The following is a 23,437-nucleotide window of genomic DNA, read 5'->3' as shown; positions in this document are numbered from 1 at the left end:
AGACCCTGTGGGAGCGGGCGTGCCCGCGAAGAGGCCAGCACAAGCGAAGCCTAGATCCTGCCCAGCTTGCGCAACTCATCCGACTCCACAACCCGCACGCCGTCTTCTTCTTCCAGCGCCAGCCGCCACAGCGCCCGCGCCAGGGTACAAGCCTCGATTCCCCGGTATTTCCCGGGTATGAACCGAGAAAACGGCGCAACTAGCTGTTCAGTCAGCCGTGGCTCCAGCCGCTCGCCCAGTAGGAACGAGGGCCGCACGATAGTCAGCTGTGGCCAGTCCTGAGCCTTGAGCGCTTCTTCCATCTCGCCCTTGACCCGGTTATAGAAAATTGACGACTTAGGATCGGCGCCCACTGCACTGATCACCAGCAGATGCCGTGCGCCCATTTCCCGGGCACGCTTGCTGAAGGCGACCACCATGTCCAGATCCACTGCGCGGAAAGCCGATTCGGAACCCGCCTGCTTCAGCGTGGTGCCCAGGCAGCAGTAGGCGATGTCGACCCGCCCGGCCAGTTGCGGAAGGAATACCGCCGGGTCGCCCACCGGGTTTTCCAGGTGCGGGTGCTCGGCCAATGGCCGGCGTGTAGGCGCCAGGACACGGGTGATGGTGGGCTCGTTGAGCAGGCGGTCTAGCAGGTGTTCACCGGTCAGACCGGTGGCTCCGGCAAGCAGGACATGCTGAGGCGTCAAGTACATGATGTCTCTCCCTTGTTACACTCAAGTCTAGTGAGTGCCGGGCATTTTTGCCTGCTTGCTCACGTTGGCCTGTGTGGTGTTACGCAACGCTTCTTCGGCTTGCTGCTGACGCAGCTGGTGCCAGTGCTCAAGCACGGCCGGCGGTGCCCACAGCTGCGGCTCGGAGGCCTCGAAGCCTTCCCTTTGTTCTCTTTCGGCAACGCTGGCACGTGCCAGTTCAAACGCCTGTTTCAGGTCGTCGGTCTGGTTCAGCGCTTCAGCGAACAGGGCATCGCCAAAGTAGGTGAAGTCGGCTTCCTCCGAGCAACCGAAGGAGACGCGGTCGGCCCGGGCAGCGGTCATGATGAGCGTGCGCTCGTCTTTGAGCGGAGCGATATAGCCCCCTGAATAGCAGGCGGAGATGACGATGACCTTGTCGCGATCCTTCAGCGGCGCCAAGGCAGTGGCCAGCTCGTCAGCGGCCAGGTCGGCCAGTTGCAGACGGGGCTGGTCGAGCACCAGCTGGTGGTCCTGGCTGCCATGGCTGGTGAGGTAGATGAACACCAGGTCTTCGGGGCCGCTGCGCTCTGCCAGGGTGGCGGCAGCGCGGGAGAGGTTTTCGCGGGTGGCCATGGGACGCGTGGCCATGTGGTCGCGGTGGTTGACCAGGGTCACTTGGCCACGGGCGCCAAAGCGCACCTTGAGCATGCGGCTGACGTAGTCGGCTTCGCGCAGGAATACGCTTTGCTGGCCATCGCCGGCCACTACCAGGCTATACAGCTGGATCGGTGGCGCCGAGCGAGGTACCCGAGCCAGCGCCTCGTCCAGCAGCCGGCCCTGGTTGAGCAACGCTAGGTCCAGTGGGTCTGGCAGCAGCTTGCCGTTCTGGTCGCGCACGCGCACGCCGTTGGCCCATGTTCCGCTTTCGACCTTGCCACTGGGCAGAATCAGCCGCCCATGGCCATGGTAGGCATCGTTGAGGAAACCGCCGATGTACTTGCTGCCGTCGGCCAGTTGCAGGCTGCCCTGGCCCGACAGACGCCAGTCGGCGAACTCGCCCTTGTAGTGGCTGCCATCGCTGCCCAGCAACTCCCCTTCGCCGATCAGCGAGCCGTCCTTGAATTCACCGATCCACACGTCGCCATCGGCATTTTCGTAGCGGCCTCGGCCTTCCAGGCGGTTGTCCTTGAATTCGCCGATGTACTGCTCGCCATCAACGCTGTCGTAGGTGCCAGCGCCTTGTAGCTGGCCGTTGACGAAGTGGCCGCTGAACTGGTTGCCGCTGGCATCGCTGCGCACCCCGGCGCCGTTGGGCTTGCCCTTGGCGAACAGGCCTTGGTAGCGACTGCCGTCGGCCAGTTCCAGTTGGCCTGCACCGTCGTACAGGTCGTCCTTGAACTGGCCGCGGTATGTCTGGTCGGCTTGCTTGAGGGTGCCCTCGCCGTCGCGGCGGCCGTGGCGGAAGGTGCCGCTATAGTGGCTGCCTGGGGTGATCAGGTCACCCAGGCCCTGAAACAGCCCCTCGGCGAACTGGCCGCGGTAGACCTCGCCGTTCTGGCCATGCCATTCGCCCTGGCCGTGCCACTGGCCGTCCTTGAAGCTGCCGGCGTACCAGCTGCCGTTGGGGTAGTCGATCCGGCCCTCACCCTGCAGCAGGCCATCGACCACCTGCCCCCGGTAACGCCCACCGTCAGGCAGCCGTGCGTCGGGCGGGAGCAGCGATTCGCCATCGCCACAGGCGGCGAGCAGCAGGACCAGGGTAATGGGGAGCAGTGGACGCATGGCGAGGACCGGGCAATAGGTCTGCCGAGTATGACGCAGAATGGGATCCTGAGACAGCGAGCCCCTGTGCCAGCGCACAGCCTTGGAACCTTGCCAGTACCCTGTAGGAGCGGCTTCAGCCGCGAACACCGGCAAAGCCGGTGTCCTCCACCATGTTGCATTGTTCGCAGGCCCACCCGCTCCCACAGGTGCCACGTTGCCTTAAAGGTGCAATCAGCGCACACCTGGTGAAACGATGATCTTCACGTTCTCCTCTTTGTTGTTCACCAGTTCCTCGAAGCCCAGCTCGACAATCTGCTCCAATCCGATCCGGCCGGTTACCAGCGGGCGAATATCCAGCCGACCATCAGCAATGAAGGCAATCACGTCGGCAAACTCGCCGTTGTACGCCAACGCCCCCAGCACTTGCTTCTCGGTGGACACCAGCTCGAAGAAGTTGAACTCGCTGGGCTCTTCGAAAATACCCACCAGCACGCATTTGCCCGCCTTGCGGATGGTGTCGATGGCCAGCTTGGCCGTATGTTTGTTGCCAATGCACTCAAAGCTCACATCGGCGCCCAGCCCTGCAGTCAGTGCGCGGATTTCCGCCAGGGCATCGCATTGGCTGGGGTCCAGCACCACGTTGGCGCCCACTTCCTTGGCCTTGGCTTTGCGCGCAGAGGACATCTCAAGGGCGATGACCTGTGCCGCACCTGCAGCCTTGGCGCACATGATGGTGCACAGGCCGATGGTGCCGGCCCCCACCACTACAACGGTTTGCCCAAGCAGGCTGCCGGCCTTTTTCACCGCGTGCATACCCACCGCCAGCGGTTCGATCAGTGCCCCGGCTTCGGCAGGGAAGCCCTGCGGCAGCCGGTAGAGCAGGTTGGCGGGCACGTTGACCAGCTCGGCGAAGGCACCGTTGTTCATCAGGCCGGTGAACGCCAGGCGTTCGCAGATGTTGTACAGGCCATGGGTGCAGTAATAGCAGGTGCCGCAATGCTGGCAGGCGTCTGCCGCCACCGGGTCGCCTACGGCATAGCCTTCCACGCCTTCGCCAAGCTTGGCGATGTGGCCGCAGAATTCGTGGCCGAGGATGCACTGGCCCTGAATGCCGGTCAGCGGGTGCGGGGCCTCTACCGGGATGAACACCGGGCCGGCAACATATTCGTGCAGGTCGGAGCCGCAGATGCCGCACCAGTCCACCTTGATCTGCACCCAGCCTGGCGCAGGATCGGCCGGCAAAGGTACCTGTTCGACACGAATATCGTGGCGGCCATGCCAGACGGCCGCGCGCATGTGGGTGTGGCTCAGGTCATTCATTGTTGTTCTCCAGGCTCACGAAAAGGGCTTAGTGCTTGCGCAGGAATGCGAGCAGTTGCTGGTTGACCTGTTCGGCCGCCTCCATCTGCACCATGTGGCCGGCCTCTGGCAGCACCTGTACTTCGGCTTCCAGGCCCTCGGCATGGCTGGCCGGGATGATCGCATCCTTGCCACCCCACACCACCAGTGCCGGGTGATTGCCAAGGACCCCGCGCAAGTCGTGGCGCTGCCGGTCGCCGTCGGCGAGCGCCCCTGCCAGCTGCTGCAGGGCCTGGTCCACACCTTCCAGGCGCTTGAACTTGAGCATGTCCTCCAGCATTTGCCGGGTGACCAGCGCCGGGTCGGCAAACAACTGCACCATCTGCGGTTTGAGTGCATTGCGGTTGGCCGCAGTGACGAAGCCTTGCAAGTACTGCCCGTTGATCGCTTCGCCCAGGCCGGCGCTGGCCACCAGGCTCAGGCTGGCCACCCGCTGCGGGGCCAGGCGCGCCACGTTGAGGCTGACGGCTCCGCCCATGGAATGGCCGGCCAGGTGGGCCTTGGCGATGTCCAGGTGGTCGAGCAGGGCGAGCACGGTTTCGCTCAACTCATCCAAGTCGCCCCGCAGCAGGGCCTTGGCCGACTCGCCGTGGCCCGGCAGGTCGAGGGCGATGACCCGCCGCTCGGCAGCCAGCGCCGGGTGGTTGAACAGCCAGTTGTTGAGGTCACCACCAAACCCGTGCACCAGCACCAGCGGTGTGCCGCCTTCACCCAGCTCGAACCAGCGCAGCAGGCGCCCGCCTACTTCCGCCTTCTGAGGGGCCGGCCCCTGGCTTTGGTCGGCGCCACCTTCGGCGACGAACTCGGCCTGGAAGCGCTGTACCACGGCATCGATCTCGGCCTCCTCTGCTTCGCCTTCGACTACCACCGCCAGCAGTGCGCCGACGGGCAGGGTTTCATCCGGCTTGGCTACCTGGCGGCGCAGCACGCCGCTGAAAGGCGCTTCGACGCTGCTGCTGATCTTGTCGGTCTCGACGTCCAGCACCTCGTCGCCCTTGCTGATTTCGTCACCTTCCTGCTTGAGCCAGGTGTCCACCCGGCCCTCGGTCATCGACAGGCCCCACTTGGGCATAGTCAGGGTATGGATCTGGCTCATGCGGCACTCCTTGCGGCTTCGATCACCTTGCGCACGGCGGCTTCGATCTTCGCCGCGTCAGGGATGTACAGGTCTTCCAGGGCGTCGGAGAACGGCACCGGGGTATGCGGCGCGGTGACCATTTCGATCGGGCCCTTGAGTGCGCCAAAAGCCTTCTGTGCCACCAGCGCGCTGATGTCGGTGGCCATCGAGCAGCGCGGGTTGGCTTCATCGATCACCACCAGGCGGCCGGTCTTCTCCACACTTTCCAGAATGCTGTCCTCGTCCAGCGGGCTGGTAGTGCGCAAGTCCAGTACCTCGCAGTCGATGCCCTGGCGGGCCAGGTTGTTGGCGGCCTCCAGCGCCACATGCACCATGCGCCCGTAGGTAACGAGGGTCACGTCGTCGCCATCGCGCAAGAAGTTGGCTTCGCCGAACGGTACGGTGTACACCTCTTCCGGCACCTCGCCCTGCATGCTGTACAGCAGTTTGTGTTCGCAGAAGATCACCGGGTCGTTGTCGCGGATCGCCTGGATCAACAGGCCCTTGGCATCGTAAGGCGAGGATGGGCACACCACCTTCAGGCCGGGGATGTGCGTCCATAGCGAGGTGAGCATCTGCGAGTGCTGGGCAGCCGCGCGCAGGCCGGCGCCATACATGGTGCGCATCACCAGCGGGGTCACTGCCTTGCCGCCGAACATGTAGCGGAACTTGGCGGCCTGGTTGAGGATCTGGTCCAGGCAGCAGCCGGCGAAGTCGACGAACATCAGTTCGCACACCGGGCGCAGGCCCTGGGTGGCAGCACCGACGGCCGCGCCGACGTAGCCGATTTCCGACAGCGGCGCGTCAAGCACGCGGCCGGGGAATTGGTGATACAGGCCTTTGGTCACGCCCAACACGCCACCCCAGGCGTCATCCTCGCCGGGCGCACCGGCACCGCCGGCGACGTCTTCGCCAATGATGAATACTGTGCTGTCGCGGCGCATTTCCTGGGCCAGGGCCTCGTTGATGGCCTGCTGGTAGCTGATCTTTCTTGCCATGGTGGTTCTCCTGTTGTTCTTGTAATCCGCGGCTCAGGGGTAGGCGACGTAGACGTCGGTGAGCAGGTCGGCGGGCTGTGGCTTGGGATCGGATTTGGCGCGGCGAACGGCGTCTTCGATCAGGTCCTCGACGCGGGCGTCGATGGCGTCCAGTTGCTCGGCCGTGAGCAGGCCGGCGCGGGTGGTCTTGTTGCGAAATTGCATGAGGCAGTCGCGGGATTCGCGCAGGCTCTTCACTTCATCAGGGGCGCGGTAGGTTTGCGCATCGCCTTCGAAATGGCCGTAGTAACGGCTGAGCTTGACCTCGATCAGCGACGGCCCTTGCCCGGAGCGGGCGCGCTCGATGGCAGCGCCGGCGGCCTCGTATACGGCAAAGAAGTCAAAGCCGTCGATGGTGACGCCTGGCATGCCGAAGCCGGCAGCGCGGTCGGCAATGTGGTCGCAGGCTACGGACCAGTTGGAGGCAGTGGCCTCGGCGTAGCCGTTGTTCTCGGCCACGAAGATGCAGGGCAGGTTCATGATCGACGCCATGTTCATGGCCTCGAACACGGCGCCCTCGTTGGATGCCCCATCGCCGAAGAAGGCTACCGACACGTCATCGCGGCCCTTGAGCTTGGCCGCCAGCGCCGCCCCGGCCACCAGTGGTGCGCCGGCGCCGACGATACCGTTGGCACCGAGCATGCCCTTTTCCAGGTCGGCAATGTGCATCGAGCCGCCTTTGCCACCGCACACGCCGGTCTTCTTGCCGTAGATCTCGGCCATCATGCCGTACACGTCCACGCCTTTGGCGATGCAGTGGCCATGGCCGCGGTGGGTCGAGGCGATGCAGTCGCTGTCGCGCAGGTGGGCCATGACCCCGGCGGCAGAGGCTTCTTCGCCGGCATACAGGTGGACGAAGCCGGGAATTTCGCCGGTGGCGAACTCCACATGCAGGCGTTCTTCGAAGGCGCGGATGGTCCGCATGACTTCATAGGCATGCAGCAGTTGTTCAGTACTGAGTTGATTGGACATCTTGTTGTTCTCCGGGGTTGTCTCAACACGGGTTTGCAGGGTGCAGCCGGTGGCCGCGCGGGACGGCCAGCAGGTGGTGGCGGGCGGCATGCGCCAGCACGGCCTCGACGTCCACGCTGAGTGGGCCTTGGTGGTCGAGGGTGATGGTGGGCGTGTCATGCTCGGCAAATTCGATTTCGCGTTCGCCATCCAGCGCCAAGGTGCCGCTGGTCAGGCTCAGGCGCTGGGCGACGCCGGGTGTCAGCGGACCGCAGGCAGTGATGCCGCAGGCTTGCAGCAGCCCGGGCGCCAACGGCGCCAACAGCGCCTGTTCGGCGTCGGGGGCCAGGCGTACCCAGGCGCCGTGCGGATCTTGCCGTGACACCGGGCACCACAGACCGCACAGGGCCGACAGGCCGATGGCGTGGGGCTCGGCGAAGCAGGCGAAGACTTCGCAGAGGTCCTCGCTGCGGCTGAGTGCACGGGCACCGATGAAGCGCTGCGGCGACACGGCCACCTCGACCAAGGCCCACTCGGCCAGCTGTTGTTCAGGCACGTTCACCAGTAAGCGTTTGTTGCGGCGCAAGCCGATGCTGGCCGGTACCCGGCCACTGGCAAGCAGGCCACCGGCCAGGCCCGCGCTGGTGGCTTCGCGAAGTTCGGGGAAGGCGTTGTTGGTGCCGGTGGACAGGGTCAGCAGCGGCACGTCACCGGCCTCGGCGGCGACCGCCTTGTGGGTGCCATCACCGCCCAGCACGGCGATCATCGCCACGCCGCGCTGGACCATGTGCCGGGTAGCCAGGCGGGTATCGGCCACGGTCTGGCTCAGTGGCAGGTCGAGGATTTCGATGGCCGGCCAGTGCTGGTCACGGGCCCCCGGGCCCTGGCTGGCCTTGAGCACGGCGGCAGCGATGCCGGTCATGTCGCTGGGCAACAACACCTGGCCAATGCCGGTGGCACCGAAAGCGGCCAGCAGGCGCTGGATAGCCGAGGCCTTGTCGGTGCTCGAATAGAGCCCGGCATTGGCGGTCAGGCGGCGCAGGTCGCGGCCAGAGGCAGGGTTGGCAATGATCCCGACAATCGGGGCGGGTAGCGGCATGGCGCACCTCGTATTTTTGTTTGCAAGGGCAGGAGCAAGCGGGGTGCCAGCTTTCTTCGCGATGGCTGAAGTGGCCGGGCTAGAGGGCTCTGGTCGTGTTCGGGCAGGTTTTCACGGGTAGGGTGGCGAGACGCCGGGTGCCAGCGCCGGGCCTGCGTTGCCGAGACACTGAGACGCTGCGTCTCAAGCCAGCCGGTAATCACACAGTGCTTGTCGGGGCATGCCCAGAGGCGCTTAATGGCCGGACAACGATAAAAACAGTAACGAGAACCGGAGGGCCTGAATGCTTGCCGCGAACTCCCGAGCCCATGTGGACTGCGTCAGCAGGGTGTTGAAGAATGCCGACCGCCTGCCGCAGGCGCCGGTACCACCGCTGATCCTCGATTCATGGCGCCGCTCCATGGATGTGTACCGCCTCGACCCCGGTTCCCAGCAGGGGCCGCGTATCCTTTCCCAAAGCCTGCTCAACGAATGCCGCGAACGCGCCGAGCTGTTCCTGCGCATCGCCAGCGATGCCGTGGCGCGCTTGCATGAGCGGGTGCGCGGCGCTGACTACTGCGTGCTGCTTACCGATGCCCAGGGGCGCACCATCGATTACCGGGTCGAGTCGGCCATCCGCAACGACTGTCGCAAGGCCGGGCTGTATCTGGGGACCTGCTGGTCGGAGGGCGAGGAGGGCACATGCGGCGTGGCGGCGGTGCTGACCAGCAAGGCTCCGGTCACGGTGCACAAGCGCGATCACTTTCGCGCCGCCTTCATCGGCCTGACCTGCACAGCGGCGCCGGTGTTCGACCCGTTGGGTGAGTTGTTGGGCGTGGTAGATGTGTCGGCCTTGCAGTCGCCGGACGATCGGCGCAGCCAGCACCTGATCCGCCAGTTGGTCGAGCAAACGGCCCGCGAGATCGAAAACGCCTTCTTCATGCACAGCGCCCAGGGCCACTGGGTGATGCGCGCCCATGGTACGCCGGGCTATGTGGAGAGCCAGCCCGACTACCTGCTGGCCTGGGATGCCGATGGCCGCTTGCAGGCGATCAACAGCCTGGCGCGGCAGCGCTTGGTGGAACGCCTGGGGCGCTTGCCCGAGCATATTGGCGAACTGTTCGACATCGACCAACTGCGCCGGGTGAGCGCGTCGTCCGCCCAGCGCCTGCCTGGTCTGGGCGGTTTGTATGGCCGGGTCAGCGCACCGCAGCAACGCCAGCGTGCGCAGCCTTTGCGCCAGGCCCAGGACACCCGTATTGAGCAACACCTGCGGTTGGCCACGCGGGTCAAGGACTGCAACCTGGCGGTGCTGGTACTGGGTGAGACCGGGGCCGGCAAGGAGGTATTCGCCCGCCAGTTGCACCAGCAAAGCCAGCGCTGTGATGGCCCGTTCGTTACCCTGAACTGCGCGGCCATCCCGGAAAGCCTGATCGAGAGCGAGTTGTTCGGCTATGTGGCCGGGGCCTTCACCGGGGCTTCCAGCAAAGGCATGCAAGGGCTGTTGCAGCAGGCCGATGGCGGCACGCTGTTCCTCGACGAGATCGGGGACATGCCGCTGAACCTGCAAACCCGCCTGCTGCGGGTGCTGGCGGAGGGCGAGGTGGCGCCGCTGGGGGCCGCGCGGCGGGAGCGGGTGGATATTCAGGTGATCTGTGCGACCCATCGCGATCTGGCGGCGATGGTGGAGGACGGGCGATTTCGTGAAGACTTGTACTTCCGCCTGGCCAATGCCCGCTTTGAGCTCCCCCCCTTGCGTGAGCGTGATGACCGGCTGGGGCTGATTCACCAGTTGCTGGCCGAAGAGGCTGCGGCCTGCGGGGTGGAGGTGGTGTTGGCGGATGACGCGCTGCAGGCGCTGCTGGTTTATCGCTGGCCGGGCAATTTGCGCCAGCTGCGGCAGGTGTTGCGGTATGCCTGTGCGGTGAGTGAGGGCGGGCAGGTGCGGCTGCAGGATCTGCCGCAGGAGGTGCGCGGTGAAGCGGTTGGCTCGGCTGAAAGCGGGGTGTCGTGCCCGGCCCGGCAGCTGTTGCTGGACGCGCTGATCCGCCATCGCTGGAAGCCGGCTGATGCGGCACGGGCTTTGGGCATTTCGCGGGCGACGCTTTATCGGCGAGTGCATGAGCACCGCATCGACATGCCGCGGATGAAGGGGTAGAGCCCTGGGGCCGCGACGCGGCCCCAGATTCTGGCAGGCAATAAAAAACCCCGGCACAGGGCCGGGGTTCTGGTACATCACACTACACGATCACTCCTGGTTGGCCAGTTTGTGCTCGAGGTAGTGAATGTTGACGCCGCCTTTGCAGAAGCCTTCATCACGCACCAGGTCGCGGTGCAGCGGGATGTTGGTCTTGATGCCGTCGACGACGATCTCGTCCAGGGCATTGCGCATGCGCGCCATGGCCTCGTCGCGGTCCTTGCCGTAGGTGATCAGCTTGCCGATCAGCGAGTCGTAGTTCGGCGGAACCGAATAACCGCTGTACAGGTGCGAATCGACGCGTACGCCGTTGCCGCCCGGGGCGTGGAAGTGCTTCACCTTGCCTGGGCTCGGGATGAACTTCTTCGGGTCTTCGGCGTTGATCCGGCACTCCAGCGAGTGGCCACGGATCACCACGTCTTCCTGGCGGAACGACAGCTTGTTGCCAGCGGCGATGCTCAGCATCTCCTTGACGATGTCGATACCAGTGACCATCTCCGACACCGGGTGCTCAACCTGCACGCGGGTGTTCATCTCGATGAAGTAGAAGCGGCCGTTTTCGTACAGGAACTCGAAAGTACCGGCACCACGGTAGCCGATCTCGATGCACGCATCGACGCAGCGCTTGAACACTTCCTGACGGGCTTTCTCATCGATGCCCGGGGCTGGTGCTTCTTCCAGTACTTTCTGGTGACGGCGCTGCAGCGAGCAGTCGCGGTCGCCCAGGTGAATGGCGTTGCCCTGGCCGTCGGACAGTACCTGTACTTCCACGTGGCGTGGGTTGGTCAGGAACTTCTCCAGGTAAACCATCGGGTTGCCGAAGGCTGCACCGGCTTCGGTACGGGTGAGCTTGGCCGAGGAAATCAGGTCCTCTTCCTTGTGCACCACGCGCATGCCGCGACCACCACCGCCACCGGCGGCCTTGATGATCACCGGGTAGCCGACGTCACGGGCAATCGCCAGGGCAACTTCTTCGTCTTCTGGCAGTGGGCCATCGGAGCCCGGTACGGTCGGTACGCCCGACTTGATCATCGCGTCCTTGGCCGAAACCTTGTCGCCCATCAGGCGAATGGTGTCGGCTTTCGGGCCGATGAAGGCGAAACCGGATTTTTCCACCTGTTCGGCGAAGTCGGCGTTTTCCGCCAGGAAGCCGTAACCCGGGTGAATCGCAGTGGCGCCAGTCACTTCGGCGGCAGCGATGATCGCGGGGATATGTAGGTAGGAATCCTTGGACGATGCAGGGCCGATGCAGACCGACTCGTCTGCCAGGCCCAGGTGCATCAGTTCACGGTCGGCAGTGGAGTGCACGGCGACGGTCTTGATACCCAGCTCTTTGCAGGCACGCAGGATCCGCAGGGCAATTTCCCCGCGGTTGGCGATCAGGACTTTTTCGAGCTTCCCAGACATCGTTGGCTCTCCGCGATTCAAACGATGGTGAACAGCGGCTGGTCGAACTCAACCGGCTGGCCGTCTTCTACCAGGATGGCGTCGATGACACCGCCAATATCGGCTTCGATGTGGTTCATCATCTTCATGGCTTCGACGATGCACAGGGTGTCGCCTTTCTTCACGGACTGGCCAACTTCAGCGAAGTTAGGCGAGGTCGGCGAAGGCTTGCGGTAGAAGGTACCTACCATTGGCGAACGGACCACGGTGCCTTTCAGGGCCGGGGCGGCAGCAGTGGCTTCGGCGGCTGGCGCAGCAGCGGCAACCGGCGCAGCGGCAGGGGCGGCGGCCATAGGCGCCGGTGCGTAGAACTGCTGGGCAGCTGGGGTCTTGCTGTGACGGCTGATACGGACCGACTCTTCGCCTTCCTTGATCTCCAGTTCGTCGATGCCAGACTCTTCCAGCAGCTCGATCAGTTTCTTGACTTTACGGATATCCATTAATCATCAACTCCCAAAGGTTCGGTCAGGGGGCGAAATACAAAAAACGTATCTGAAACGTTTCTCTCGAACCCCGGCCCACTTAGGCCAGGGTTTTCATCATTTGGGCTGTGCGTTGGCAGCCAGTTGTTCCAGCGCGGACTCCAGGGCCAGGCGATAACCGCTGGCGCCCAGACCGCAGATCACCCCTACGGCAACATCGGAAAAGTAGGAGTGGTGACGGAACGGTTCGCGTTTGTGCACGTTGGACAGGTGCACTTCGATGAATGGGATGCTCACCGCAAGCAATGCGTCACGTAATGCGACGCTTGTGTGGGTGAAAGCAGCCGGATTGATCAGGATGAAGTCCACACCCTCGTTGCGTGCGGCGTGAATGCGGTCGATCAGTTCGTATTCGGCATTGCTCTGCAGGTACAGCAGATGGTGGCCTGCGGCGCGGGCACGTTGCTCCAGGTCCTGGTTGATCTGAGCCAGGGTCACGGCGCCGTAGTGGCCTGGCTCGCGAGTACCGAGCAGGTTGAGGTTTGGGCCGTGGAGCACCAGTAGCGTTGCCATCTGCGGATTCCTTGGATTTGTAGGGCAATTCGACACAGCGCGGCGAGTGTGCCGTAAAGCAACGGCAAGTGTCCAGTTCCCGGCAATAGCCAGCACGATGTCCGAGGTTCGCGCGAAGTATGTGACCGGATAATTAAATCCGGTCACTCATTTCAGGATTTTTCCGAGCTCGCGGGAAGTTATAGACCGACTTTGCCGCGCACGCGCGTCAGAATCTGCGCGAATTCACCGGCATTTATCTCGCCAATCACCCGATCAGCGGTAATTTCGCTGCCGTTCGCAGCAAAGAACAGCAGGGCAGGTGGGCCGAACAGCTGATAGCGGTCGAGCAGCTTGCGTTGCTCGGCATTACTTTCGGTGATGTCGAACCGCAGCAGTTTGAAGCCGGCCAGCTGTGTTTGCACCTGCGGTGCATTGAGCACATCATGCTCGATCACCTTGCAGCTGATGCACCAGTCGGCGTACCAGTCCAGCAGCACTGGCTGGCCGGTGGCCTGGGCCTGCGCGAGGGCCGCGTCCAGAGCATCAGGTGTGGTGATGGTCTGCCAGGCATCGGCTTTTGCTGCCGGCAGACCGCCGCTGGCGGCCATTGACGCAACTGGCAGTGGGCGCAGTGGGTCGCCCTGGCCAGTGAGGGCGCCGTACCAGCAAGCCAGCGCGTAGACCAGCAAGGCCAGACCGAGCAGTTGCGCCAGGCGTTGGGCCGTCGTCTTGACGACGAATTCCAGCGCACCAAGGAACAGTGCCACACCCGCAGCGAGGAAACCGACCAGCAGCAAGGTCGCAGGGCCCGGCAGTACACGGCTGAGCAAGCCGATGGCCAGCCCCAGCAGCAGTACGCCAATGGCGTTTTTCACCGTGTTCATCCATGGGCCGCTTTTGGGCAGCCAGGCCGCGCCACCGGTGGCTACCAGCAGCAGCGGTGCACCCATGCCCAAACCCAGGGCGAACAGCTTTAGCGCGCCACCCAGGGCATCGCCGCTGGCGCTGATATAGAGCAAGGCACCGGCCAGGGGCGCCGATACACACGGAGAAACCAGCAAGCTGGAGAGCACACCGAGCACAGCTGCGCCCAGCAGCGAGCCGCCGCGGGTGTGGTTGGCGACGTTGTTCAGGCGGTTGCTCAGGGCCTGGGGCAGCCTCAGTTCGAAGAGGCCGAACATGGCCAGGGCGAACACTACGAAAAACAGCGCGAAAGGTACCAGCACCCAGGCCGACTGTAGGCGCGCCTGCAGGTTCAGGCTTGCGCCGAACAGGCCCATCAGTGCGCCGAGCACCGCGAAGCTGGCGGCCATTGGCAGCACGTAGGCCAGCGACAGCGCCAGGCCGCGCACGCCGCCAACCTGGCCGCGCAGCACGACACCGGAAAGGATCGGCAACATCGGCAGCACGCAGGGGGTGAAGGTCAGGCCGACCCCAGCGAGGAAGAACAGCAGCAGCGACTTCCAGTTCCAGCCGTGTTCGCGGGTGGCTGGCGTGTTTGCAACGCCTTCGCCATCGATACTCAGGCGTGCGGTTTCCGGCGGGTAGCACAAGCCCTTGTCGGCGCAACCCTGGTAGCCCACCAGCAGGGTGAAGGCGCGCGGGTCTTTACGTGGCAACTCGATATCGAGCACGCCGTGGTACACCTCGACGTCGCCGAAGAATTCATCGTGCTTGGCCTCACCCTTGGGGATGTTCGGTGTGCCCAGGGTGATATCGGCCGGTTCCGTGCGGAACTGGAAGCGGTGGCGGTAAAGGTAGTAGCCATCGGTGGCAACGAAGCGCAGCTTGATTGTTTGCGCATCGGCCTGGACCAGGTTGAGCTTGAAGGCCTCGTGTACCGGCAGGAAGTCGGCGTTGTTGGCCAGCGAAGCGGCGCCAAGGGTGGCGCTGGGGCGGTTGTCGAGCAGGCCTGCGGCGAAGGCCGGGCTGGCCAGCAGTAGGAACAGCATGAAAAACAGGCGGCGCATGGCGGACTCGCGAGGTGGAACGTGCCCGGCATGATAACGGATGCGCAGGAATAATTGGCCCGAAACAAACGTAGGAGCGGGTTTACCCGCGAAGCGCCGCGCGGGCGGCGCTCGATCTCAGACCCTGAACGCTCGCACCGCCCGGTTCAGCTCACCGCCCAGGCTCAGCAGCTGTTCACCCTGTTTACGCCCCTCGCCAATGCGCTGCAGGTTGTCTTCACCCAGTTCGTGAATCCGCTCGCTGTGGTCACGAATCTCGCTCACCGCGCCACTCTGCTGTGCCGTGACATCGGCAATCCGCACCGCTGTATCGGAAATGGTGCGAATGGCACAGACAATCTCATCCAGTGCCCCATCCGCCGCCTGGGCTTGGTTGGCCGTGGCCTCGGCATGTTCCAGTTGCGCGCGCATCCCCGCCACCGAACTTCTGGCGGCCTGCTGCAGGCGGTCGATCAACGCCTGGATCTCGCCGGTAGCCCCCGTGGTGCGCTGAGCCAGTGAGCGCACCTCATCGGCGACCACGGCAAAGCCACGGCCCATCTCGCCGGCACGGGCCGCTTCGATCGCGGCATTCAGTGCCAGCAGGTTGGTCTGCTCGGCAATCGCGCGGATCACCGTCAGTACCCCGCCAATGGTGGCCGACTCTTCCGCCAATTGTTCGATCATGCGGGCGTTGCCTTGCACTTCATCGACCAGCTCACGCAAGCCCGACAGGCTCTGGCCGATTACCGCCTGGCCTTGTTCCACCGCACGCCCGGCATCGCGGCTGGCCTCGGCGGCTGCGCTGGCATCACCAGCCACTTGTTGAATGGTTGCTTCCAGCTCGCCCAAGGCATCGCGGATCTGCCCGGTATCGCCGGCCTGTCGCTCGGCGCCGCCGTGCAGCGCAGCGCTCATGCCGGCCAGGGCATGGCTGCTGCCGGCCACCTGCTCGGCATTATGACGGATGGTGCCGACCAGCTCCACCAGGTACTGACGCAGGCGGTTGAGCGACTCCTGGATGTCGTGCAGTTCGCGGTTGGTCTTGCCCAGGGCGATGGCTTGGGCGAAATCGCCCTCGGCCCAGCGTGACAGGGCCGGGGCCAGTCCGGTCAGGGTCCGGGCCAGGCGCCGTTGCAGCGTGTCGATCAATAGGGCGATCAGCAGGATCAGGCCGATCATCAGGCCTTGGATGATGCGCACCTCGGCAGCGATTTTCGCATGCTGGCCGCGTACTTCGGGTTCCAGCGCGGCGATGGCCTGTTGTACGGCTTCCAGGCGCTGGCCGGTGGTGGCGGCCAGTTCGGCGCGGCGCTCGATCTGTTCGCGGGTGCGTTGCAGTTCGGCCGGGTAGCGGTTGAGCAGGCTTTGCAATTCACGCTTGAGGCCCACGGCAATGTCTTCCTGCTGGGCGCTGCTCTGGGATTCCAGGCCCATCATCGCAGCGAAGTCGTCGGCTCCGGATTCGGCCGTGCGGGTTACGCCGAGCAGTGGCAGGCCGTCGACCGTCTGGGCCTGGGCGCGGATCAGTTGCAGCTCGCGCTCCACCTCGTCGGCCAGCTCTGGGCGGCCGCTGCTGACCAGCTTGTCGCGAGCCAATGACAGCCGCCCCAGATGCAGGGTGGCGTCTAGCAAGGGCAGCAAGTAGCGATTGGCCTCGGCGTTGCCACTGTCGCGGGCGTAGCTGGCCATCTGCTCGAAGTTCGCCCCCAGCTCCCGCTCGGCTTGCAGCAGCAGGGCTTGTGGGTCGCCGGCCAGCTTGCCGGCGGCCAGCAGTTCGTTGGCGGTGAAGGCCTGCAGGCTATCCAGGCTGGGGCGCAACTTCTCGGCCAGCTCTACCGGCCAGTCCGTCAGTGCGGCCTGCAACTGCTGGGTCGCCTCCATGGCGGCGGCCTGGCGCAGGGCGTCGCCGCTGCCCAGGTAGGCCTGGATATTGCGCGCCGCCTGGTTCTGGAACTGCTGGGACAGGCCCAGATAGCGCTCCATCAGCTGGTAGGGGCGCTCGAGGGCGCGCTGTGACCACCACAGGGTGGCGCCCAAGGCGATACACACGGTCACCAGCAACAGCGTGTTGAAATTGGTCAGCCACTTCAGGCGCATAGCCGCGAACTTCCTGCGCAGGGGAGAGGTAGGCGCCTGAAGTTATTGCGATTTTGTGACGGGGTGATGACGCCAGGGGCTTGGTGTCAGAAAAAAAGTGGCACAGTGCCTCTATTGGTGTGGCCGGCACTGGCCTCTTCGCGGGCTTGCCCGCTCCCACAGGTTTACCTCCAGACTTGAGGTATGTGAAATGCCTGGGGAAGCGGGCGAGCCTGTGAAGAAGCCGGCACCGTGAGTGCGAATTTCAGGGCTCTACACGAACGACGCAATTGCGCCCCGCATGCTTGGCCCGGTACAGCGCCTCGTCAGCTGCACTGGCCATGGTCAGTGCATCCAGCCCCTCGTCCAGTTGCACCACGCCGGCACTGAAGGTGCACTGCAAATCGCGCGGCTGCGCCGGGTAGAGAATTTCGGCAAAGCGCCGGCGAATTTCGTCCAGCACCTTGTGTGCGGCATCCAGCGCGGTATTGGGCATGACGATGGCGAACTCCTCGCCACCGTAGCGGCCAATGAAGTCGGTCTTGCGCAAGCGCTGCTTGAGGAATAGGGCAAGGCTCTTGATCACTCGGTCGCCCATGGGGTGGCCGTGGCGGTCGTTGATCTTCTTGAAGTGGTCGATGTCGAGCATGGCAAAGCTCAACGGCTGCTGCTCACGGCGGGCGCGGAAGCTGCAGTCTTCCAGCAGCTGCAGGATATGGGTGTGGTTGTACAGCCCGGTCAGGCTGTCGCGGACCATGCGCGCCTTCAAATGGCGGGCGCGGGCGGCGCGGTTGCGCACGGTGGTGATCAGGTGGCGTGAGCGAAACGGCTTGGTCAAAAAGTCATCACCGCCTTCGCTCATGGCATCCAGTTGCTTGTCCAGGTCGTCCTCGGCAGACAGGTAGATGATCGGCACACTCACATAACGGTCACTGTGGCGGATTACCTTGGCCAGCTCCGGGCCGGTGCAGGCCGGCATGTACAGGTCGAGGATGATCAGGTCGGGCTGGAAGTCGGCAAGCTCGGCCATGGTGCGGATCGGGTCGGTCAGGCTGCGGGTGAGCATGCCGGCGCCGGCCAGTACACGCTCGGTGTACATGGCCTGTGTGCGCGAATCGTCGATGATCAGCACGCGCAACGGGTCGTGAGGGGCGGTGTTGGTCAGCAGTTCGACCTTTTCCAGCAAGCTGGAAGCTTCCAGACTGCCGGTGAGAAAGTCCTGACCGCCGGCGCGCACTGCGGCAAGGCGGGTAGGGGTGTCGGCTTCGTGATGGCTGAAGAACAGCAACGGAATGGAGCGTGCCAGGCCCTGCTGCACCTGAGCGGCCAGCAGCAAGCCCAGGCCGGCGCCGGTGAAGTCGACATCCATGATGATGGCCGACGGCGGGTACTCGCTGATCGAGGCGAGAAACGCTGCGGCGCTGGGCAACGCCTGCACCACCAGACCAAAGAATTCCAGTTGCTGGGCCAGGCGCTGGGCGCGCTCGTGGTCCTGCAGCAGGATGTACACCGGTTTGCGCACGGGCAGCAGCAGTTGGTCGAGCGGGTCGTCCTTGCGCAGGCCGTTACGCGTCAACTGTTGGACGGGGCACTGCGGGCTCGGCTCGACTGCTTGGCTCATGTCCTGGCTACTTATAGGTTGGGATGTGCAGGGGCAATGATGGCTCTATGCTAGCAGCTCTTTTCACGTGAGTGAGTGCCCTGCGTCAACAAAGCGGGCAGAACGAATATTCAGTTGCTGACTGAATGGTCGCTTATGCGTACGGTGGTGTCTGCTTTATAGTGCAGCCATTCGGGCTTCCCGTGGCACGCTAGCGCAGGCCTGTGGTCAAAGCCCCTGAACCGTCGTGACTGATAAGGACAAAGCCATGCTGGACTGGAAAAACCGCGAGGCCAAAGCCGAGCCCCGTGAGCGTGTCGACGGGCGCGGCGCTGCCGCCCGTAGCTACCTTGGCGGCCTTTGGAGCCGTGCCCTGGGGACCCTGATCGGGTTGTACCTGCTGGTGTGTATCGGCCTGGGCTGGTACTGGAGCCAGGAACCTGCTCTGTTCCCGGTGCAGCAAAACGCCCAGGCAGCAGCCGAACGTACTGGCCAGCAGATGGTGGTGGGCTATACCACCGTCGAAACCCTCAAGACCGTGGCCGGCACCTTGCTGAACAAGCCGGGCGGCTACATTTCCAACGACCGCTTCCCGCCAGGGCTGTGGATGGACAACATGCCAAGCTGGGAATATGGCGTGCTGGTCCAGGTCCGCGACCTGTCCCGTGCCCTGCGTAAAGACTTCGCCCGTTCGCAGTCGCAGTCCACCGAAGACGCCGACCTGGCCAAGGCCGAGCCGCGCTTCAACTTCGACAACAAGAGCTGGATCCTGCCATCGAGCGAGTCGGAGTTCGAAGAGGGCATCAAGTCGCTGACCCGCTACCAGACCCGTCTGGCTGCCGGCGACAAGGGCGCTATCTTCTATACCCGCGCCGACAACCTGAACAACTGGCTGGGTGACGTCGCCACCCGTCTGGGCTCGCTGTCGCAGCGCCTGTCGGCCAGCGTTGGCCGGGTCAAGCTCAACACCACGCTGAAGACCGAGTCGGTCGTTGCCGGCCAGGCGCCGCAGGTGGATGAGGAGCTGGTGGAAACCCCATGGCTGCAGATCGACAACGTGTTCTATGAAGCCCGTGGCCAAGCCTGGGCGCTGTCGCACCTGCTGCGTGCCATCGAGGTGGACTTCGCCGACGTGCTGGCGAAGAAGAATGCCACCGTCAGCGTGCGTCAGATCATCCGTGAGCTGGAGGCCTCGCAAGAGTCGCTGTGGAGCCCGATGGTGCTCAACGGCAGTGGCTTCGGCATGTGGGCCAACCACTCGTTGGTCATGGCCAACTACATTTCCCGGGCCAACGCTGCGGTTATCGATCTGCGTCAGCTGCTGTCGCAGGGCTGATGATGGCTATCAGCCCAACCGAGGCCGCCCATCGGGCGGCTTCCGACCGCGAGCTGGTCACCTGGGTGGACGAAACCGACCAGGTACTGGGCGCCTTGCCCCGTGCCGAGCTGCGCGAGCGTGGCCTGATCGGTCGTTGCACGTTCATTCTGCTGTTCAACAGTGCCGGTGAATTGTGTGTACACCGGCGTACGCTGAGCAAGGCGCTGTACCCCGGCTATTGGGATGTGGCAGCGGGCGGCATGGTCGCGGCTGGCGAAGCGTATGCCGAGTCGGCCGCGCGCGAGCTGGCCGAAGAGCTGGGCATCGAGGGCGCCGAGCTGCGCTTTCACGAGCGGTTCTATTTCGACCAGCCGGATAACCGCTTGTGGTGCGCGGTGTATTCGGCGGTGTCGGATGCGCCGTTGCGGTTGCAGCCGGAAGAGGTTATTGAAGCGCGCTTCATCGGTCTGGAACAGGCTGAGCAGGAAAGCCTGAGCAAGCCTTATTGCCCGGACTCGTTGGCGGCGTTGCAGCGCTACAAGGCCACTTTGTAGGCTCGGGTTTGCCCGCGAAATACCGGCCCAGACACCCGTTTCCCAGGGCAAGGGCTTTGCCCTTGTTCGCGGGTAAATCCGCTCCTACACAACCGGCGTATTTATCGTTACACTGCGCGCCCTTTTCGGGCTGCCGCAATTCTTGCAGCAGTAGCGCCGCCCCTGCCAGAGTGGGGCTTCGCGGTCGGCCTCAACCCCAAGGCACGACCAGTTTTTGTCCTCAGCACCGAGGAACAAAAGTGGCCAAGAAAGCTTCTTCCTTTTCCGCCCTTGGCGGTCTCGTGTACTCCACCGACGCCGGTCGGCACTGCCCCGACTGTGGCCAGCCGGTGGACGCCTGCACCTGCAAGCAGCAAATCATCCCCGAAGGCGACGGCATTGCCCGCGTGCGCCGCGAAAGCAAAGGCCGTGGCGGCAAGACCGTGACCACCGTCACCGGCGTGCCGCTGCCGCCCGATCAGCTCAAAGAGCTGGCGACCACGCTCAAGCGCCGCTGCGGTACCGGCGGCGCCTTGAAGGACGGGGTTATCGAGATCCAGGGCGACCATGTCGAGCTGTTGATCGGCGAGCTGACCAAACAGGGTTTCAAGGCGAAAAAGTCCGGCGGCTGAGGCCATCGCGCGATTTTTTGCCCAGCGCTTTCTAAACTCGTTCCCGTGGTCAGAGTCTATGCCTGAGCACGGATGAATCGTCATTTTCAGCTTTTACACTCGCCCCGCTGCCTGCGGGCAGTGTCTTCGACTTATCTATAGGGGACTTGAATGTCCGTACGACGCACACGCAAAGACGATGGTAGCCAATGGACCGTGGCCGACAGCCGCAGTGTTTATGGTATCCGCCATTGGGGCGCTGGCTATTTCGCCATCAATGAAGCCGGGCGCGTCGAAGTACGCCCCAACGGCCCTCAAAGCGCTCCGATCGACCTGTTCGAACAGGTCGACGAACTGCGCCAGAGCGGCTTGTCGCTGCCCTTGCTGGTACGCTTCCCTGACATTTTGCAGGACCGTGTGCGCCAGCTGACCGGTGCCTTCGACGCCAACATCGCGCGCCTGGAATACCAGAGCCAGTACACCGCGCTGTACCCGATCAAGGTCAACCAGCAGGAAGCGGTGGTGGAAAACATCATCGCCACGCAAAACGTTTCCATCGGCCTGGAAGCCGGCTCCAAACCCGAGTTGCTGGCAGTGCTGGCGCTGGCGCCGAAGGGCGGCACCATCGTCTGCAATGGCTACAAGGACCGTGAGTTCATTCGCCTGGCGCTGATGGGTCAGAAGCTTGGCCACAATGTGTTCATCGTCATCGAGAAAGAGTCGGAAGTGGCCCTGGTGATCGAAGAGGCCGCCGAGCTCAAGGTGAAACCACAGGTTGGCCTGCGCGTTCGCCTGTCGTCGTTGGCCTCGAGCAAGTGGGCCGACACCGGTGGCGAGAAGTCCAAGTTCGGTTTGTCCGCCGCCCAGTTGCTTTCGGTGGTGCAGCGCTTCCGCGATGCGGGCCTGGATCAGGGCATCCGCCTGCTGCACTTCCACATGGGTTCGCAGATCGCCAACCTGGCTGACTACCAGCACGGTTTCAAGGAAGCCATCCGTTATTACGGCGAACTGCGTGCGCTGGGCCTGCCGGTCGACCACATCGACGTGGGTGGCGGCCTGGGTGTGGACTACGACGGCACCCACTCGCGCAATGCCAGCTCGATCAACTACGACATGGACGACTACGCCGGCGTGGTGGTGGGCATGCTCAAGGAGTTCTGCGACGCGCAGGGCTTGCCGCACCCGCACATCTTCTCGGAGAGTGGCCGTTCGCTGACCGCGCACCACGCCATGCTGGTGATCCAGGTGACCGACGTCGAGAAACACAATGACGACGTACCGACCATCGAGAACAAGGAAGCCCTGCCCGAGACCGTGCAGTGGCTGGTCGACCTGCTTGGCCCGACCGACATCGAGATGGTCACCGAGACCTACTGGCGCGCCACCCACTACATGGGTGATGTGGCCGCGCAGTACGCCGATGGCAAGCTGAGCCTGGGCGAGAAGGCCCTGGCCGAGCAGTGCTATTTCGCCGTGTGCCGCCGCCTGCACAACTCGCTGAAAGCCCGCCAGCGCTCGCACCGCCAGGTGCTGGACGAGCTGAACGACAAGCTGGCCGACAAGTACATCTGCAACTTCTCGGTGTTCCAGAGCCTGCCAGACACCTGGGCCATCGGCCAGGTCCTGCCGATCATCCCGCTGCACCGCTTGGACGAAGAGCCGATGCGGCGTGCGGTATTGCAGGACCTGACTTGCGATTCCGACGGCAAGATCAACCAGTACGTTGACGAGCAGAGCATCGAAACCAGCATGCCGGTGCATGCGGTGAAGGAGGGTGAGGATTACCTGCTGGGCGTGTTCCTGGTGGGTGCCTACCAGGAAATCCTGGGTGACATGCACAACCTGTTCGGTGACACCGATTCGGTGAACATCTACCAGAATGCCGACGGCAGCGTGTACCACGCCGGTATCGAAACCCACGACACCATCGAAGACATGCTGCGCTACGTGCACCTGTCGCCGGAAGAGTTGATGACGCATTACCGCGACAAGGTTGCCAGCGCCAAGATCACTGCGCGTGAGCGGACCCAGTATCTGGATGCCTTGCGCCTGGGCTTGACCCGGTCTTCGTACCTGTCGTCGTAATTGACGGGGCCGCTCCTGCAAAAGCCTGTGCTGCCTTTTGTGGGAGCGGCCTTGCGTCGCGATATGAGGGCGAAGCCCTCACCAGCGTCACAACCGGTAAATATCCGGCCCTGGTCCATCGCACCAATGCCGCTACCTTTGAATGCAATGTTCAAAGGAGGACGATATGCAACGTCCAGGCTCCCATCGTTTACGTGGCGGTCGAGTGTCTGAATCCGGGCGCCTTTATCTGCTCACCACAACCACTCGTGACCGAACGCCGTTGTTCAAAGACTTCCGATTCGCCAGGACCGTGATCCAGCAGTTGCGGTTCAGCGATGAGCGCAAGGCTTGTCGATCGCTGGCATGGGTGTTGATGCCGGATCACCTTCACTGGCTTATCGAGCTGGGTCCAGTGAGCCTGGGTAGGCTGATGTGCGAGTTCAAATCCAGAAGCAGCTGTGCCTTGTACAAGGCCGGTGCTGAAAGACGGCATATCTGGCAAACCAGCTTTCATGACCGGGCTTTGCGTCGCGAGGAGGATGTGCGAGCGGTGGCCCGCTACATCATCGCCAACCCCATTCGGGCGGGCCTCGTGCGGCGGGCTGGCGAGTATCCCCATTGGGACTGTGTATGGCTGTGAGCATGTGAGGGCTTCGCCCTCATTTCGCGACACAAGGCCG

The 23,437-nt window shown here is 63.8% G+C and carries 19 protein-coding genes; 6 read left to right on the top strand and 13 right to left on the bottom strand.

Annotation, left to right across the window (positions count from 1 at the left end; translation table 11 throughout):
• Positions 1–50: 50 nt before the first annotated feature.
• The 7 genes from ACF8O8_RS04640 to ACF8O8_RS04610 all read right to left on the bottom strand — a co-directional run bounded on the left by ACF8O8_RS04640 (position 51) and on the right by ACF8O8_RS04610 (position 8,001).
• Positions 51–695, bottom strand: coding sequence for an oxidoreductase (locus tag ACF8O8_RS04640; protein ID WP_104960714.1), 645 nt, complete (start codon positions 693–695; stop codon positions 51–53).
• Positions 696–722: 27 nt separating this feature from the next.
• Positions 723–2,456 carry a C13 family peptidase gene (locus ACF8O8_RS04635; protein ID WP_392509313.1) on the bottom strand — a complete coding sequence of 578 codons (1,734 nt, stop codon included), beginning with the start codon at positions 2,454–2,456 and terminating at the stop codon, positions 723–725.
• A gap of 213 nt (positions 2,457–2,669) precedes the next feature.
• Entirely contained in the window at positions 2,670–3,734 is a 1,065-nt protein-coding gene (locus ACF8O8_RS04630) for a 2,3-butanediol dehydrogenase (protein ID WP_223843612.1), read from the bottom strand.
• 52 nt (positions 3,735–3,786) lie between these two features.
• Positions 3,787–4,893 carry an acetoin dehydrogenase dihydrolipoyllysine-residue acetyltransferase subunit gene (locus tag ACF8O8_RS04625; RefSeq protein ID WP_266023382.1) on the bottom strand — a complete coding sequence of 369 codons (1,107 nt, stop codon included), beginning with the start codon at positions 4,891–4,893 and terminating at the stop codon, positions 3,787–3,789.
• Complete coding sequence (locus ACF8O8_RS04620) at positions 4,890–5,912, bottom strand: alpha-ketoacid dehydrogenase subunit beta (protein WP_010951829.1); 1,023 nt, start codon at positions 5,910–5,912, stop codon at positions 4,890–4,892. The genes ACF8O8_RS04625 and ACF8O8_RS04620 overlap by 4 nt, the downstream gene beginning before the upstream one ends.
• 33 nt (positions 5,913–5,945) lie before the next feature.
• The gene (locus ACF8O8_RS04615) at positions 5,946–6,923 is read right to left on the bottom strand and encodes a thiamine pyrophosphate-dependent dehydrogenase E1 component subunit alpha (protein WP_392509312.1); all 978 of its coding nucleotides are present in this window, start codon (positions 6,921–6,923) and stop codon (positions 5,946–5,948) included.
• A gap of 22 nt (positions 6,924–6,945) precedes the next feature.
• Entirely contained in the window at positions 6,946–8,001 is a 1,056-nt protein-coding gene (locus ACF8O8_RS04610; RefSeq protein ID WP_010951831.1) for an ATP-NAD kinase family protein, read from the bottom strand.
• Between the two features lie 283 nt (positions 8,002–8,284).
• Between ACF8O8_RS04610 and ACF8O8_RS04605 the strand changes: the two genes are divergently transcribed.
• Entirely contained in the window at positions 8,285–10,138 is a 1,854-nt protein-coding gene (locus ACF8O8_RS04605; protein WP_010951832.1) for a sigma-54-dependent Fis family transcriptional regulator, read from the top strand.
• A 90-nt stretch (positions 10,139–10,228) separates the two neighbouring features.
• On the opposite strand, the gene accC is transcribed toward ACF8O8_RS04605, so the two are convergent.
• From accC to ACF8O8_RS04575, 6 genes are all read right to left on the bottom strand, one after another.
• Positions 10,229–11,584 (bottom strand): acetyl-CoA carboxylase biotin carboxylase subunit, encoded by a 1,356-nt coding sequence (gene accC / locus ACF8O8_RS04600; RefSeq protein ID WP_003255333.1) that lies wholly within the window; start codon positions 11,582–11,584, stop codon positions 10,229–10,231.
• A gap of 17 nt (positions 11,585–11,601) precedes the next feature.
• Entirely contained in the window at positions 11,602–12,063 is a 462-nt protein-coding gene (gene accB / locus ACF8O8_RS04595) for an acetyl-CoA carboxylase biotin carboxyl carrier protein (protein WP_010951833.1), read from the bottom strand.
• A gap of 99 nt (positions 12,064–12,162) precedes the next feature.
• Positions 12,163–12,618 (bottom strand): type II 3-dehydroquinate dehydratase, encoded by a 456-nt coding sequence (gene aroQ / locus ACF8O8_RS04590; RefSeq protein WP_010951834.1) that lies wholly within the window; start codon positions 12,616–12,618, stop codon positions 12,163–12,165.
• Positions 12,619–12,797: 179 nt separating this feature from the next.
• Entirely contained in the window at positions 12,798–14,570 is a 1,773-nt protein-coding gene (locus ACF8O8_RS04585) for a protein-disulfide reductase DsbD (protein WP_392509311.1), read from the bottom strand.
• Between the two features lie 117 nt (positions 14,571–14,687).
• Positions 14,688–16,241 carry a methyl-accepting chemotaxis protein gene (locus ACF8O8_RS04580; protein WP_371264247.1) on the bottom strand — a complete coding sequence of 518 codons (1,554 nt, stop codon included), beginning with the start codon at positions 16,239–16,241 and terminating at the stop codon, positions 14,688–14,690.
• 652 nt (positions 16,242–16,893) lie between these two features.
• On the bottom strand, positions 16,894–18,249 hold the full coding sequence (locus tag ACF8O8_RS04575; protein ID WP_010951837.1) for a diguanylate cyclase: 1,356 nt from the start codon (positions 18,247–18,249) through the stop codon (positions 16,894–16,896).
• A 247-nt stretch (positions 18,250–18,496) separates the two neighbouring features.
• On the opposite strand from ACF8O8_RS04575, the gene ACF8O8_RS04570 reads away from it, so the two are divergent.
• From ACF8O8_RS04570 to ACF8O8_RS04550, 5 genes are all read left to right on the top strand, one after another.
• Positions 18,497–19,564 carry a DUF2333 family protein gene (locus ACF8O8_RS04570; RefSeq protein ID WP_049587200.1) on the top strand — a complete coding sequence of 356 codons (1,068 nt, stop codon included), beginning with the start codon at positions 18,497–18,499 and terminating at the stop codon, positions 19,562–19,564.
• A 2-nt stretch (positions 19,565–19,566) separates the two neighbouring features.
• Complete coding sequence (locus tag ACF8O8_RS04565; protein WP_010951839.1) at positions 19,567–20,100, top strand: NUDIX hydrolase; 534 nt, start codon at positions 19,567–19,569, stop codon at positions 20,098–20,100.
• A 239-nt stretch (positions 20,101–20,339) separates the two neighbouring features.
• Positions 20,340–20,711: a translation initiation factor Sui1 gene (locus tag ACF8O8_RS04560; RefSeq protein WP_003255318.1), complete on the top strand. Its 372-nt coding sequence runs from the start codon at positions 20,340–20,342 to the stop codon at positions 20,709–20,711.
• A 150-nt stretch (positions 20,712–20,861) separates the two neighbouring features.
• Positions 20,862–22,775 (top strand): arginine decarboxylase, encoded by a 1,914-nt coding sequence (gene speA / locus ACF8O8_RS04555; protein ID WP_010951840.1) that lies wholly within the window; start codon positions 20,862–20,864, stop codon positions 22,773–22,775.
• A 166-nt stretch (positions 22,776–22,941) separates the two neighbouring features.
• A complete protein-coding gene (locus tag ACF8O8_RS04550) occupies positions 22,942–23,397 on the top strand; it encodes a transposase (protein ID WP_392509310.1) in 456 nt (151 codons plus the stop codon).
• The last annotated feature ends 40 nt before the right edge of the window (positions 23,398–23,437 follow it).

The sequence above is a fragment of the Pseudomonas sp. TYF_14 genome (assembly GCF_043105275.1).
GTDB lineage: Bacteria > Pseudomonadota > Gammaproteobacteria > Pseudomonadales > Pseudomonadaceae > Aquipseudomonas > Aquipseudomonas alloputida.
This window is presented reverse-complemented; position numbering and strand designations above follow the sequence as displayed.